This is a genomic window from Shouchella oshimensis (assembly GCF_002019765.1).
Classification (GTDB): domain Bacteria; phylum Bacillota; class Bacilli; order Bacillales; family Bacillaceae_D; genus Shouchella; species Shouchella oshimensis.
This window is the reverse complement of record NZ_KV917380.1, coordinates 269,343-283,336: the sequence shown is the minus strand read 5'-3', so window position 1 is coordinate 283,336 and position 13,994 is coordinate 269,343. Positions and strand designations below refer to the sequence as shown.

Sequence of the window (13,994 nt, the reverse complement as noted above, 5' to 3'; positions counted from 1 at the left end):
ATTACCGGCCTCCTTTTGCTCTCATCGTAGACACATGTCTCCGACCAAGTTCTGTGTCCATAAATGGAGCTGTAATTCTTGCAATCTGTTTTCCTTCTAGGTGTACCGGAACCTCGACAGTTAACCTATCTTGTAAAGAGGATCGGTTTAGAAAATCTGGCTGTTGACGAGCCATTAAATGTTGTTCTAATCGCTCTACTCCACGACCTAAGAAGTTCCCCCCTTGAATCGTAGGTAACGCCAAAGCATTCGTTAACGCTCGCTCAATAACAGGTAAGTCCCCTTCTACAGAGTCTTTAATTGGCCCTCCAAAATTTAAGCAGTGAATGTCTTGCAGAGGCCCTTCCTTTGCAGGAGAAAACGGGAGAAAATCACGAATCTTTCCTGCTACATTTGAAATGGCACTCGTGACCGACCCAATGGCACTAGTAATCCCTTGGGCAATACTTGTGACAATGTTACGGCCTGCATCCCGGAACCGACCGATAAAGCCCATGACCGTTTGAAATGCACTTTGAATGCCATTTGAGATCGCACTTCGTATCGCTGTCATGGCCGCCGTTACACTCGTACGAACCGCATTAAATATGGACATAAAGGTCGTTCTGATTGCATTAAGACCCGCTGACACTGCAGAGCTTGCAGCAGAAATACCTGTCGTAATAAAGTTTCGAATAAACGAAATAACTGACGTCACGACTGAGCGAACTGCATTGAATACCGTCATGAAGATCGTTCGAATCGTGGTTAAGATCGTCATGACAACCGTTTGTACAGCTGTCATCCCAGTCGATATAAGATTCCGTATAAATGTCATCACGGTCGTAACAACTAGCTGCACAGCTTCAAAGCCCCTCTGGAAAAAAGCTTGAATGTTCCTTAAAGCTGTGGAAAAGAGAGTTGAAATGGAACTCCACATATTTGTAAATATCGTACGTAAACCTGTAAACAAGGAGCCTGCAATTTTAATAATTTTGCCAAACAATAGGAGCTGTACTAAATTCCAAATCGCTTCTAATGCACCGAAGAATAATTGTTTGATCCCTTCCCACATTAAGGAGAAATCCCCCGTAAATAAGCCAGCAAAAGTTTTAATTAATCCCATAATGATATCGAGTGCACCAGAGATAACACCTTTAATATTTCCCCACACTTGTTGAATCAACGCGGCCACAAACGGCCACACAAACTTCATTAAAGCTAATATTCCGTTCATGATAGGTTCAATAATACTGAGTATAAAGTTAAATACATTTGAAACAGCTTCCATGACTTGTGCGCCATGCTCATCCCAAAACTGCTTAATTTTCGCCAGTTTTTCGGCTACAAACGAAGCAATCACGCTAACGACCGTTTGAATAACAGACTGAATCGTCTGCCACACTTGAATGACGCCGTTTTTAAATGTTTCATTCGTATTCCATAAATACATGAATCCTGCGGCAAGAGCGGCAATGGCAGCGGTGACTAATAGTATTGTGCCGATAAAAGGACTAATAGCTGCTCCTATAGTTGTAAAGCTTGCTCCAATCAAATTTAGAACTGATTTAAACGACGTAAAAGCTTCCCTTACTGCCACAATACTTAATAATAATCCACCAAAACCTGTTAAAAGACTAGCCAAGAATCCGCCCCAATCAGCCTCTCCTATTTTTTGAGTAATTGTTCCAAAGGACTCTGCAATTTTAGTTAAATTCTTTTGCAGATCCTCCAATGCTTTACCGTGTTTTTTCACGTCATCAAAGTCTATTGTTAACCCTGCAGATTGTCCAATTTGAACTGCCATTATATTCCTCCTTTCCATTTTTTCGATTCTTCATTCATTTTGTCTTGATCCCATTCAGCCATGCTTCGATTCTTTTTATCTTGTAAAAATCGTTGAAATGCACTATCTTCAGGTAATCCTCTAACAAACACTAAGAACCGTCTCCATGAGAGACGGTTCTCAAATCCCTCTTGAGTTAAATGAATGCGATAAAACCTGTAAAAGTCAGCCTCTAATGCGGCCCACCCCCAAATAATTATCCGTGAATCTTGGTTTTTTTTTGTGTTTTTGATGATTGAGCACTTGTACCTTTAACGTCATAACCCCATAGTTTCATAATGTCTGGAACGATATGTTGAAACACAAAATTCACTCCAGCTTTTGATTGTTCTAAGTGGCTGAGAAAAGCTTTTCCTAGCATCAGTTCAATAAACTCATACATCTTTTCTTCTGGTACCGACATTTGTGTTTTTCCTTTTACCTTCTGCACACAATGTCGGAAATAGAAGGTAGCAAATTGGAAAGGCATTTCAGTTGGAATCTCAAAATACTCACCAGCAAATTTGACGTATTGATGCTTTTGTTCATTTAACTGTTCAGCCAGTGCATCGTCATAGTCAGCTACTAATTGCTCTTGTTGGATTTCCGCTAGCTCTTCCACCTTTTGATCTAGAAGTTCTAAACGTTCTTCTCTATTATTCGCCACCAGGAGCACTCTCCTCCGTAATCGCTTCTTTTGTATTTACACGGAATTCGCCTGAAAAAGTATATACCCCCTCAGACACTGAACCCTCTTCTTCATAGGTAGTAAAAAATCCAGTAAGCGCATAGCCTGAACCAGTAGAGTCAGTATGCTTAATAACCGCTTCTTGACCTAGTTCCGAGACGCGTTTTAATTCCGATTGTCCATCATCATCTAGAAGCGCAATCCCTTCCATTGATACGGTTTCACCTACAGACGCGGCAATAAATTTTTGACGAAAAACGCCCCCCCCATCAACCGTGTCACCTAAACCGGTCACATCCGCTTCTTCAACTTCTAGTGAATGTGTAAAGGACGTTAGCTTTGCCACCACTTGTTCATTTACTTCTACTCGTGTTCCTGCAAACTTCTTTTCAGCCATGTTAACTCCTCCATAATAAGTGAAATACTATTCGTTATTGTTGGTGTGCCGGCACGAACGCATATTTAACGAATAATGTAGCTAGATACTAAATGTTTTGCTACAACTCTACTTTAATATAAGAACACACGTTCTGTTTTGCCGATTTTCTGCCACGTTTATGTCACTTATTTATGTTAAACTCTTTAGTAAAGATATTTAGAAAGGAAGATTCTTGATGTCACAAGTTTTTAAATTCCTTGAATCCTCATTAATTGTTGAAGAAGATTGCGTAATACTTCGACATGGAAGAATAAAATCTTTGAATGGAGGTGCAAAAAAAGAAGTAATACTCCCATATTCTGAAATTGAAGAAATTATTTTTCAAAAGCCTGGATTCTCAGCAGGTTATTGCTACTTTAAACGACCCGGTGCTTCAATAATTACGACTAAACATCAAGCGGTATACGATGAACATTCTATTTTGTTACACTTTCGATACCACTACAAACGATTTTTGAAAGCGAAGAAAATAATTGAAACACGTTTAGAAAATGTTGAGATAGTTTCAGAGTCAGAACTGGACCGTATTTATCACTCTCTTATTTTGGATTCAAATCAATCCATTACGTATAAAGGCTATGATGGAAGTTTAGAAGTTACAAGAGATAAGATTACGATTTTATACAACGGATTTCTTCATAGTGGAGGACGCGGTCAAAAAACCATTCAAATAAAAGAAATTAACAGTATTTCGCTTTCTAAAAACACCTTTGTTAGTGGGAAAATTCAGCTTCATTACAATGGGTTTCAAGATAGAAGGAATGGCATACTTGCTTCTGCAGCAAATGAACTAAGTATTACAAACATCAACGAGTACAATCGTTTCTTACAGGCAAAAGAACTGATTGAACGGATTAAACATTACCATGACTCACATAGTGAAAATGACTATGAAAACAGCTATTCCCAATATGCCGAACTTGCGCATACTCCCCACTCTACCGCTGATGAACTTCGAGAGTTTAAAGCGCTTTTAGACGAGGGCATTATTACAGAAGAAGAGTTTGAACAGAAGAAAGCCCAGTTACTTCGCTAATGAAATGAGCCCCTTGTTTAGATACGAGGGGCTTTTTTACAACAAGTGTCAAGATGTATTCAGACGCTCTACAACCTCGTCTTTAAAGATTAGATTTATGTTAAACTACTCTAAACAATAACCTTATTGAGAAAGGACGACTCATCATGCCACACGTTTTTAAGGGAGCTCGATCGACCCTAACCATTGAAGATGACAGACTAGTTATTCGTCATAACAAAATAAAAACATTTGCTGGTGGTGCTCGTAAGGAAGTTACCATTCCCCTAAATGAACTTGAAGGAATGATCTTTCAAAAACCTGGTCTATTATCTGGTTTTTGCTATTTTCAATTACGGGGAGCTTCGCCATCTATAACAAGGTTTCAAGCAGCAAATGATGAACATTCTATCATGCTAAATTTCTTCTACCATTACAAACGTTTTCAAAAAGCCAATCAGATTATTATGAACAAACTAGCGACTATTGAACCTTCTTTAGAAGTAGAAATTGATCGAACTTTGAATGACCTTATTTCTATTCCTTCCCATATTGTTAAATTCGATGGTGTTGACGGTACCTTAGAGTTGACTAAAGATACTGTAACGATCTACTACAAACGGTTTCTACATACAGGTGGTAGCGGGAAGCAATCCATATACATAAACGATATTAGTGCCATTACGCTCTCACCTCAAACATTGGTGAATGGGAAATTTGAAATTCATCATGGTAACTATTCTTCGAGGAAATTAAATCCACTTGCTTTAGGATCAAACGAAATTAGTATTGGTAACATCAACGAGTACAATCGTTTCTTACAGGCAAAAGAACTTATTGAACGGATTAAACATTACCATGACTCACATAATGATTTTGAAAACAGCTATAACCAATATGCCGAACTTGCGCATACTCCCCGCTCTACCGCTGATGAACTTCGGGAGTTTAAAGCCCTTTTAGACGAAGGTATTATTTCAGAAGAGGAGTTTGAAAAGAAAAAGATGGGGCTACTGTAAGAATATCTTTTAAGGAGGAGCTAACATGACTATGGCTACTTTTCAATCAATGGGTACGACCTTAATTATTTCTGAAGATCGGATAACCTTAGAACATAACCGCAAAATTGGTAACTTAAGAAAAACAATAGAGATAGCCTTTACTGAATTAGAAAAAATTGAAGAGAGAAAACCTACTCTTTTTTCCGGGTATGTTTATTTCAGACGAAACCACGATCCTTCTATTGATGATAAAGAAGCGATGATTCATGAACAGGCGATGATTATTCGTTCTAAGAAAAAGTATAAAGAATATGAAAAAGTTAGCGAACTGATAAAACAAAGAATAGTAGAAAACGCTCAGCAAACTGGTACACCAGATGATCGAATCGATTCTTTAGTAAAACAACTGACCTCTAATCCACATGAATCATTACGTTATGAAGCTCATCAGGGCCATTTAATCATAAGCGCCCACACGGTTTCTATTCATCATAAAACGTTGCACCGTGGTGGAAATGGACAAAGAGAATTTTCCATTTCTTCTATTAATAGCATTCATTTATCTAAAAGCGGGTTAAAAGCTGGTCGTATTCGCTTTTTTACAGAATCTACGAATAGCAGAGAGAAATATAAAGCCTATTTAGCATCTGAAAATGAACTTCTTATAACAGGTATTGATGACTACCATCGTATGTACGAAGCTAAACTGCTCATTGAGCGATTACGTGTTTACCACGCAGATAAACACGATCCGTCCGTTATACCACCTTCTCCCCGCTCTACCGCTGATGAACTTCGAGAGTTTAAAGCGCTTTTAGACGAGGGCATTATTACAGAAGAAGAGTTTGAACAAAAGAAAGCTCAATTACTTCGCTAATGAAATGAGCCCCTCGTTTGGATACGAGGGGCTTGCTTTTCACACGATGTAACCAGCTACGCCCATTAAATAATGAAGTTTCGCTAATGCTTTTGTTTTCAACCTGTAATACTGCCTCTCACTAATCATCATTTCCATGTATACTTGATAATCAAAACGGTCCTCTTCTAAGTAACGTCGAACGATTAATTCTCTTTCTACTTCGGAAAGTCGGTTAATGCATTCCTGGATAACATCCAAAAATGCTTGACGTTCTGTTTGTTCTTGCTTCATTTCATCTTCTTGCTGTGTGAAAAAAGGTTTACTACTCCCTGTTGAAAGTAGCGTGTACTGTGCAGTCACTTTTGGCATCTCGTCGTATGCAAGCGTAAGCTTATCTAAGTTATATTGTGCTAGCACTTGTTCTACTTTCTGCTTCTCTTCCTTTTGCAACGCAAGCCCCCCTTTACTTAGCAAAGAGAACCAATTCGTTAAAAATCAAAAAAGACGAGGTCATCACCTCGTCTTTTTTTAACTACTTATAACAACCGCATCATATCCACGCCCACGCAGTTCATTCGCCAATGCATCCGCATTAGCTCTCACAGAAAAAGCACCTGCCTGTACAAGGAAAAGAGAACCACTTTGGACAATAATGGATTCATATCCATCTGCACGTAAGCGAGCCTGCTGTTGATCAGCATTGGCACGAACCGAAAACGCACCAACTTGAACACGATATATGGTGCCACCACCACCGCCGCTTCGCTGTAAATTAAACGCTTGCGCCAATCCGTTGACATGGCCTCTTGCTACACGATCCAAGAACGCTGGACTTCTTAACAAGTCTGCATCTGCAGCTCGATCAATAAATAGGTTTTCTGTTAATATCGCAGGCATAGTAGACGTGCGTAATACTGCGAAGTTGGCTCTTTTTTGGCCTCGGTTCGTCACGTTTAGTTGCTGCATAATCGCTGGATGGACAATCCCCTGTATACGTGCTGTTTCAGCCCCTGCATTCGTATGAATAAAGGATTCAAACCCTGTTCCACCACCTGCATTAATGTGAATAGACATAAAGTAGTTCGCATTCCAAGCATTTGCCTGCTGGGTACGATCACTTAAACTGACAAACACATCGCTTGTTCGACTCATACGCACTTCTACACCTTGATACTCACTTAGTAAAATGTCGCGAATACGCGTGGCTATTGAAAGGTTTAACGTCTTTTCCTGTAGGCCATTCCCTACTGCACCTGGGTCACTTCCACCATGTCCTGGATCTAAAAATATTCTTGTCATTTGTACATCCCCCTTATCAATTAGGTGCTCGTCCACATTCTCACTCGAATTGCGAAAAAGCATGCAGCGCTATACGCCACATGCTATTCTTATTCAAAATCTATTGATGTGTAAGGGTGTTTGCTAGACTATTCATAAAAACAGGCATTTCACTGCTAGACTAATAGCTTAGTATGAGGGTTGCATCTCTTTAGCCTCGTTAGCAACAGCTTCCGCCACAACGGTTGCAATTCTTTTATCAAACACAGAGGGTAATATCTGTTCGGCTTCTACTGTTTCAACTAATCCTGCGATGGCTGTTGCAGCTGCAAGCTTCATAGACGTCGTAATTGCCCCTGCCCGGCTATCCAATGCCCCCCGAAAGATTCCAGGGAATGCGAGCACATTGTTAATCTGGTTCGCAAAATCTGAACGGCCTGTTCCGACCACCGCAGCTCCGGCAGCCTTTGCCTCCTCTGGATATATCTCTGGTACTGGATTCGCTAAAGCAAAAACAACAGCATCTGCATTCATCATGCTCACATGATTTTTAGAAAGGGCCTTTGGTCCAGAAACACCAATAAAGACGTCTGCTCCATTTATGGCTTCATTTAACCCACCAGTTAGCTGCTTTGGATTTGTTTTTTGTGCTACTTCTCGTTGGCGAGGGTTTAGCCACGTTTCTTCTTGTTGAATAATCCCTTCTAAGCTTACGAGTGTGACATTGCTGTAGCCTGCTTCAAGTAAGAGTGAAGCTATGGATAAGCCTGCTGCACCTGCTCCATTAATGACAATCTGAGCTGATGCATCTTTTCGAACATATTGCAGTGCATTTATTACTGCCGCTAGCACAACAATGGCTGTACCATGCTGATCATCATGAAACACTGGAATGTTCAGCTCATCTTGTAATCTTTTTTCAATCTCAAAGCAGCGCGGTGCAGCAATATCCTCTAAGTTAATGCCGCCAAATGTTGGGGCAACCGCCTTCACAGTCTGAATAATCTCCTCGACATTCTTTGTATCGAGACAAAGAGGAACAGCATCTACACCAGCAAATTCTTTAAACAGAACCGCTTTTCCTTCCATTACAGGTAGCGCTGCTTCAGGGCCAATATCTCCTAAACCAAGGACGGCAGAGCCGTCTGTCACAATAGCCACTAAATTTCCTTTAATGGTTTGGTCATATACAGCAGATTTATCTTCTGCAATAAGCTTGCAAGGCTCTGCTACACCAGGTGTATACGCAAGACTCATATCGTATTCCGTTGTTAAAGGAACCGTACTCTTTAGCTCCATTTTCCCTTTTCTATGCAAAGCAATTGCTTCTTGCTTTAATTGACGTGTTTGCATGAAACACTCACTCCTTTTCTTTATAAACCTAACCAGCGTAAAATAAATGTTGCTAAGATGACCGTACCTGCTCCTCCAAGACGTGTAGCGACTTGGGCAAACGGCATAAGACTCATCCGATCAGATGCAGACAAGATCGCCACATCTCCTGTTCCCCCTAGCCCACTGTGGCAACCTGTCACAATAGCCGAGTCAACAGGGTGCATATTCATCCATTTTCCAACAATATAACCGGTTGTGACCATCGTCACGACAACGGACGCACATATCAATACATAGGAAACGCTAATGATTCCTGCCACATCTTCAAGTGGAATAAATAAAAGCCCAAGTCCAACCATAAGTGGCCATGTAAAGCTCGTCGATACAAACTTATATAGATGGAAAGCACCTTGTTCCAGCTGGGACGGGATCAGCTTAAAGATCTTACAAAAAGCTGCGATAAGTATCATTAGAATCGCTGCAGGAATATGAAGGCTGCTCTCCATCAAATGCCCAAACACGTAAAAGCTACAGGCAACTAATAGACCAGCCCCCATTAAGCTGAAATTAACAGGTTTATTGTCATCCACAGAGGTAGGGATTCTATCCCCTTTTGTTTTAACGAGAACGCCATTACCTGTAAGATGCTGCTTTCTTAGACCTAACTGCTTTAATAAAGCAGCGCATATGATCGCAAAGATGTTTCCAATAATAGCAGCAGGAATCATTTGCGAAATTAAATCCGCTACAGGTGTTCCTAGGATGGCACTGTATCCAGCAGATAACGGTAGAATGCCTTCTCCAATTCCACCAGCTAGAATTGGGACAACAATAAAAAATAACGTATGCTTTGCTTCATACCCAAATAACATACCAACACCTACGCCTGCTGCAACCGCCGTTACCGTGCCGAGTACAAGCGGCACAAGCATTTTCGTGATGCCTTGCATGAGCACTGTCCGATTCATGCCGAGAATACTTCCTGCTACAAGACAAGCAATATAGAAATAAAGGAAATTCGAAGTTGTCATTAAATTTGATACAGCATTCACAGTTGTTTCATTTAATAAGTTAAAAAACATAAACGCTGATGGTACGAATAGAGCTAGAATAGCCGGTCCACCGATACTCCGAAAAATAGGAATACGCGATCCAATTTCCCCTAATAACATTCCGACAACCATAATGATGGCAAAGCCACCAATCATATCCGCCGGTAACTTTTGAAAATAGGCAGCTAATAATACGATTGTCGCAACAGCAACATAAATAGGAACAGGCAACACGCCAATTTTCCAATGTATAGGGTTCCAACGTTGAGATTTAGAATCATTTGTATGATGACTATCAGATGTAACCGTTTTTAATTGTTCCAAGCTGAACACCTCCTGCTTCATACTGTAATAGTAGGAGGTCGGTCGTTTTTTAGATAGATTTTGTAAATAAGAACCTTCTTTTTGAAACTAAAAAAAGCAGCTCAATGGTAAGCTGCTTCATAAAAATGCTTTTATACGTTGCTTGTGTTCATATTTAAGCTTATAAAGATGAATAGGCCTGCCAATCGATCCATAGGTAGGTTGTAGTTCCAGTACTTCCCATTCAAGTAAAAATGTTAGATATTTTTTCACTGACACACGGGAAATACACGCATGCAAGGCTACATCTTCTGTAGAGAAGCTATTTTGACCAACTCGTTCTATTGCTTGCCATACCTGTCCAAGTGTTTCCTTAGTCAAACCCTTTGGCAGGTCGATTTTTGCGTTTTTTTCGTTATCTTTTCGAAACCACAGTTCATCTAATTCTTGCTGACTAACCGGCTCTTCCTTCGTCCAAATGGTTTGCTTCTTCTTAAAATGCATGAGCGCTTCTTGAAAACGTTCAAATTGATACGGTTTTATTAAGTAGTCAACGGCACCATGGCGTAGTGCGGTCTGTATGGATTCTTTATCAGATGCAGCGGTTAATACGATCACATCAGCCGCCACACGTTTTTGCCGTAATTCCGTTAACAATGTCAAGCCATTCTCTCCTGGCATGTAAACATCTAATAAAATAAGACGTATATGTGGATAGTGAGTAAGAGCTTTTCTTGCCTCCTCTACATTTCTAGCGTGAGCCACTAACTGGAAACCAGCTACATCTTTAAGGTAATTGGTTGTTACTTCAGCGACCATAGGATCATCTTCTACAATGAGCACGTCAATCATCAGTATCGCTCCTTTTTATATCGTGCAGTGGCATAAATACCGCAAATGTTGTTCCTTGTCCCTTTTCGCTTTGAACCGTCATAGAGCCTTGTATCTGTTCAACACTTTGCTTTACTAAAGACAATCCGTAGCCACGGTTCAACCCTTTTGTAGAGTAGCCCTGCTCATACATGTTTTGTAATTCATCTGCATTCATCCCTGGCCCATTATCGAAAATATAGATAATCAGCTCTTCTTCTATAACAAACAACTTTAAGCGGACGACTCCTTTCTCTTGATTCACCACTGCATCAAATGCATTATCAATCAAGTTTCCAAGAATCGTTGTTAATTCCAGTGCTTGTTCATTTGTAGCGAATGATTGAATTGCTGTGTCTATGGAGATGTCTAACTCAACACCTCGTTCACGCGCATAGCTTTTCTTCCCTAGCAATAAGCCCGCAAGAACAGGCTCTTTTAATTTAACTGTTACTTCGTTCACTTCTACTAATTGATTTCCTGTAATTTGCTGCACGTAGGACTCTAATTTTTCGTATTCCTTTGAATGGAGCATCCCTAAAATGATTTGCATACGATTCATAAATTCATGGGTCTGTGATCGGAGCGTAGATGCATATGTTTTTACCCCTGTTAATTGCTCTGCTAGCTGCTTCATTTCAGTCTTATCCCGAAACGTAGCGATGGCTCCAATAATGTGATTGTTCAAATGCACAGGCACACGGTTTACAACGATCGTTAAGTTGTTCAACGACTGTTCTTGGTTGTATTCGGGCTTTCCACTCTCTATTACATGTCTCAGTCTAGAGTTTTGCATATACGTTTCTACTTTTACACCGACTGCATTTGGTGGCAGACCGGCACGCTCAAAAATCGTTTGAGCTGATTTATTTACGAGGGTAATATTCCCTGATGCATCCACTGCAATCATACCTTCTATCGTCGATTGCAGCATGGCGCTTCGCTCTTCTAGTAATGTGGCAATCGCTTTTGGCTCTAAGTTAAAAAGGGTTCGTTTAATATAGCTTGCTAACCATATAGCCCCGACTAAACCTACTAATAAGCCAAAGAAAGTGCCAATAAATAAGTTCGTCCGATTCTCAGAGACCGCTTCCTCTACTTTATCCAAAGAGATCCCCACCGCTACAGCTCCAATTTGTTGCTGTTGTTCATCATAAACCGGTGTAAACGCACGCAGTGAGCGTCCTAACGTCCCTTCTGAAATCGATAGGCTTTCTTCACCAGTTGTTAGCACCGTTTGCTCATCTCCACCAACAAAATGAGCACCGACTTTCTCTCTTTCAGGGTGGGCATAACGAATACCATCCATGTTCATGACAACAATAAACTGAACATCTGTCTTATCCATAAGGGTTTCTATATAAGATTGAACCGAAGTTTCCTCTTCTTCTATTAGTGCCTCTCGCACAATGGGTGTCAATGCCACAACCTTTGCTAACTGCTGCGCTTTGTTTGTTTGGTTTTCCTCTACTTCTTCTTCAATCGATCGATGCACTAAGAGATCGGTCACAAGAAGAGATAGTACCACAACAACGAACACAAGCAATAGAATGGTTGATTTTAGCGTTAAACGGTTACGCAGTTTTTTTATACTCATAAGATGCGCTTCCTCTCTGCGTCTATTCCCTCGCAGTATAGCATAAAAAAAACAAAAAAAAGAGGCTCTCTCCCATTTGAGACAGCCTCTTTCCTTACTTAATATGGATCGGATGGCTTGCTATCGCGTTTTGCCTCTTCCACCTGTTGTGCTTGGCGATCTTTCATGCTTTCTCGCTCTTTATGAATGGCTTCTTTTAGTCGCTTCCCATAATCTGCATCCGCTTCTGTTACATTCGTAATCATTTGTTCTCGTACGGCATCATGAACATCTGCAAGAGCGGAAGATAAATTGGAAATTAACTCGTCCTTTTCCCAATCCGCTAAGCGACGGTATGTTTCGCCCGCTTGTCCAAAGTTGTTCGGCCGGTCGATTGCCTCACCTTTCACTTCACCAGATACATGCGGTGTATGTTCTTTGCCTGTTTTTTCTGCCTCTTTTAACCCACCGATTACAGACGGCTCATAGTTAATATGGGGATTGTTGCTGGGCGGTGAATCCACTTGATACGTCATCTGCCCATCTCGCTGATTCGTTGCAACGCGCTTTTTAGGTGCATTAATCGGCAGCTGCAAGTAGTTTGCACCGACACGATAACGCTGTGTATCTGAATAAGAGAATGTACGACCTTGCAAGAGCTTGTCATCAGAGAAATCTAGTCCATCGACAAGCACTCCTGTACCGAATGCCGCTTGCTCTACTTCTGCAAAATAGTTTTCTGGATTTTTATTTAACACCATTTTTCCGACTTTGTGCCACGGATATTGATCCTTATACCAAAGTTTTGTTGGATCAAGAGGATCAAAATCAAGCTCAGGGTGATCGTGGTCCTCCATTATTTGAACATAAAGTTCCCATTCTGGATAATTTCCTTCTTTAATTGCATCATACAAATCTTGAGTTGCATGGTTAAAATTTTGACTTTGAATCTCATCTGCTTCTTTTTGCGTTAAGTTTTTAATGCCTTGAACAGGCTCCCAGTGGTATTTCACAAGAACTGCTTTTCCTTCTTCATTTACCCAACGGTAGGCGTGAACACCAGACCCTTGCATATTTCGATAGTTTGCAGGAATGCCCCAAGGAGAAAACAAAAACGTAATCATATGAGTCGCTTCAGGGCTTTGTGATACAAAATCAAAGAACCGTTCCATACTTTGACGATTTGTCACTGGATCAGGCTTAAACGCATGAACCATATCAGGAAACTTTAATGGATCACGAATAAAGAAGATTTTTAAATTATTACCAACTAAGTCCCAATTCCCATCTTCTGTATAAAATTTAATTGCAAAGCCTCTTGGGTCTCTCAATGTTTCTGGTGAATGTGTACCATGAATGACAGTTGAAAATCGAACGAACACCGGGGTTTTTACTTCTGTATTTGTAAATACCTTTGCTCGTGTATAGGTAGAAATTGATTCGTCTCCCACTTTTCCATACGATTGAAAATAGCCATGTGCACCCGCCCCACGACCATGTACAACACGTTCTGGAACACGTTCTCTGTCAAAATGACTTACTTTTTCTAAGAAATCATAGTTTTCAAGTGTTGTTGGACCACGGTTCCCTACCGTGCGAACGTTTTGATTGTCCTTTACAGGGTGACCTTGACGATTCGTAAGTGTTTCGTCCTTTTCATTCGCTGCTTTACGCTTGTCGAGAGAATCGCCTGCACCTGTCACATTTGTTCCAAATGAGGGGGACTTATGTTTCTCATCCATTTTACACAGCTCCTTTATCATTCTTTCATCTC

The 13,994-nt window shown here is 40.6% G+C and carries 14 protein-coding genes; 3 read left to right on the top strand and 11 right to left on the bottom strand.

Annotated features, from left to right (window positions below):
* Nucleotide 1: 1 nt before the first annotated feature.
* From BK583_RS01345 to BK583_RS01335, 4 genes are all read right to left on the bottom strand, one after another.
* Nucleotides 2–1,786 (bottom strand): phage tail protein, encoded by a 1,785-nt coding sequence (locus BK583_RS01345; RefSeq protein WP_055736181.1) that lies wholly within the window; start codon nucleotides 1,784–1,786, stop codon nucleotides 2–4.
* Entirely contained in the window at nucleotides 1,786–1,917 is a 132-nt protein-coding gene (locus BK583_RS21360) for a hypothetical protein (RefSeq protein WP_307188675.1), read from the bottom strand. The genes BK583_RS01345 and BK583_RS21360 overlap by 1 nt, the downstream gene beginning before the upstream one ends.
* A gap of 104 nt (nucleotides 1,918–2,021) precedes the next feature.
* On the bottom strand, nucleotides 2,022–2,471 hold the full coding sequence (locus BK583_RS01340) for a hypothetical protein (RefSeq protein ID WP_035397348.1): 450 nt from the start codon (nucleotides 2,469–2,471) through the stop codon (nucleotides 2,022–2,024).
* Nucleotides 2,461–2,889: a hypothetical protein gene (locus tag BK583_RS01335; protein WP_055736180.1), complete on the bottom strand. Its 429-nt coding sequence runs from the start codon at nucleotides 2,887–2,889 to the stop codon at nucleotides 2,461–2,463. The genes BK583_RS01340 and BK583_RS01335 overlap by 11 nt, the downstream gene beginning before the upstream one ends.
* 217 nt (nucleotides 2,890–3,106) lie before the next feature.
* Here BK583_RS01335 and BK583_RS01330 point away from each other — a divergent pair, with 217 nt between their 5' ends.
* From BK583_RS01330 to BK583_RS21115, 3 genes are all read left to right on the top strand, one after another.
* Nucleotides 3,107–3,967: an SHOCT domain-containing protein gene (locus BK583_RS01330; RefSeq protein WP_055736179.1), complete on the top strand. Its 861-nt coding sequence runs from the start codon at nucleotides 3,107–3,109 to the stop codon at nucleotides 3,965–3,967.
* Nucleotides 3,968–4,113: 146 nt separating this feature from the next.
* The gene (locus BK583_RS01325) at nucleotides 4,114–4,965 is read left to right on the top strand and encodes an SHOCT domain-containing protein (protein ID WP_055736178.1); all 852 of its coding nucleotides are present in this window, start codon (nucleotides 4,114–4,116) and stop codon (nucleotides 4,963–4,965) included.
* Nucleotides 4,966–4,990: 25 nt separating this feature from the next.
* Entirely contained in the window at nucleotides 4,991–5,824 is an 834-nt protein-coding gene (locus BK583_RS21115) for an SHOCT domain-containing protein (protein ID WP_055736177.1), read from the top strand.
* Between the two features lie 39 nt (nucleotides 5,825–5,863).
* Here BK583_RS21115 and BK583_RS01315 read toward each other — a convergent pair whose 3' ends face one another.
* The 7 genes from BK583_RS01315 to BK583_RS01285 all read right to left on the bottom strand — a co-directional run bounded on the left by BK583_RS01315 (nucleotide 5,864) and on the right by BK583_RS01285 (nucleotide 13,962).
* Nucleotides 5,864–6,256, bottom strand: coding sequence for an ArpU family phage packaging/lysis transcriptional regulator (locus tag BK583_RS01315; protein ID WP_038484369.1), 393 nt, complete (start codon nucleotides 6,254–6,256; stop codon nucleotides 5,864–5,866).
* Nucleotides 6,257–6,334: 78 nt separating this feature from the next.
* The gene (locus BK583_RS01310) at nucleotides 6,335–7,105 is read right to left on the bottom strand and encodes an N-acetylmuramoyl-L-alanine amidase (protein ID WP_055736176.1); all 771 of its coding nucleotides are present in this window, start codon (nucleotides 7,103–7,105) and stop codon (nucleotides 6,335–6,337) included.
* Nucleotides 7,106–7,273: 168 nt separating this feature from the next.
* Nucleotides 7,274–8,437, bottom strand: coding sequence for an NAD(P)-dependent malic enzyme (locus BK583_RS01305; protein ID WP_055736175.1), 1,164 nt, complete (start codon nucleotides 8,435–8,437; stop codon nucleotides 7,274–7,276).
* Nucleotides 8,438–8,457: 20 nt separating this feature from the next.
* Nucleotides 8,458–9,816, bottom strand: a complete 1,359-nt coding sequence (locus BK583_RS01300) for a 2-hydroxycarboxylate transporter family protein (RefSeq protein ID WP_095151005.1) — start codon at nucleotides 9,814–9,816, stop codon at nucleotides 8,458–8,460.
* Nucleotides 9,817–9,912: 96 nt separating this feature from the next.
* Complete coding sequence (locus BK583_RS01295; protein WP_055736174.1) at nucleotides 9,913–10,626, bottom strand: response regulator; 714 nt, start codon at nucleotides 10,624–10,626, stop codon at nucleotides 9,913–9,915.
* On the bottom strand, nucleotides 10,619–12,241 hold the full coding sequence (gene dcuS, locus BK583_RS01290; protein ID WP_055736173.1) for a DcuS/MalK family sensor histidine kinase: 1,623 nt from the start codon (nucleotides 12,239–12,241) through the stop codon (nucleotides 10,619–10,621). The genes BK583_RS01295 and dcuS overlap by 8 nt, the downstream gene beginning before the upstream one ends.
* Before the next feature lie 98 nt (nucleotides 12,242–12,339).
* Nucleotides 12,340–13,962, bottom strand: a complete 1,623-nt coding sequence (locus BK583_RS01285; RefSeq protein ID WP_055736172.1) for a catalase — start codon at nucleotides 13,960–13,962, stop codon at nucleotides 12,340–12,342.
* Between the last annotated feature and the right edge of the window lie 32 nt (nucleotides 13,963–13,994).

Bases quoted from the DNA above. Each gene is read 5' to 3' on its own strand.
- BK583_RS01345 (WP_055736181.1), bottom strand. From the start codon at position 1,786: ATGGCAGTTCAAATTGGACAATCTGCAGGGTTAACAATAGACTTTGAT.
- BK583_RS01335 (WP_055736180.1), bottom strand. From the start codon at position 2,889: ATGGCTGAAAAGAAGTTTGCAGGAACACGAGTAGAAGTAAATGAACAA.
- BK583_RS01330 (WP_055736179.1), top strand. From the start codon at position 3,107: ATGTCACAAGTTTTTAAATTCCTTGAATCCTCATTAATTGTTGAAGAA.
- BK583_RS01325 (WP_055736178.1), top strand. From the start codon at position 4,114: ATGCCACACGTTTTTAAGGGAGCTCGATCGACCCTAACCATTGAAGAT.
- BK583_RS21115 (WP_055736177.1), top strand. From the start codon at position 4,991: ATGACTATGGCTACTTTTCAATCAATGGGTACGACCTTAATTATTTCT.
- BK583_RS01310 (WP_055736176.1), bottom strand. From the start codon at position 7,105: ATGACAAGAATATTTTTAGATCCAGGACATGGTGGAAGTGACCCAGGT.
- BK583_RS01305 (WP_055736175.1), bottom strand. From the start codon at position 8,437: ATGCAAACACGTCAATTAAAGCAAGAAGCAATTGCTTTGCATAGAAAA.
- BK583_RS01300 (WP_095151005.1), bottom strand. From the start codon at position 9,816: ATGAAGCAGGAGGTGTTCAGCTTGGAACAATTAAAAACGGTTACATCT.
- BK583_RS01295 (WP_055736174.1), bottom strand. From the start codon at position 10,626: ATGATTGACGTGCTCATTGTAGAAGATGATCCTATGGTCGCTGAAGTA.
- dcuS (WP_055736173.1), bottom strand. From the start codon at position 12,241: ATGAGTATAAAAAAACTGCGTAACCGTTTAACGCTAAAATCAACCATT.
- BK583_RS01285 (WP_055736172.1), bottom strand. From the start codon at position 13,962: ATGGATGAGAAACATAAGTCCCCCTCATTTGGAACAAATGTGACAGGT.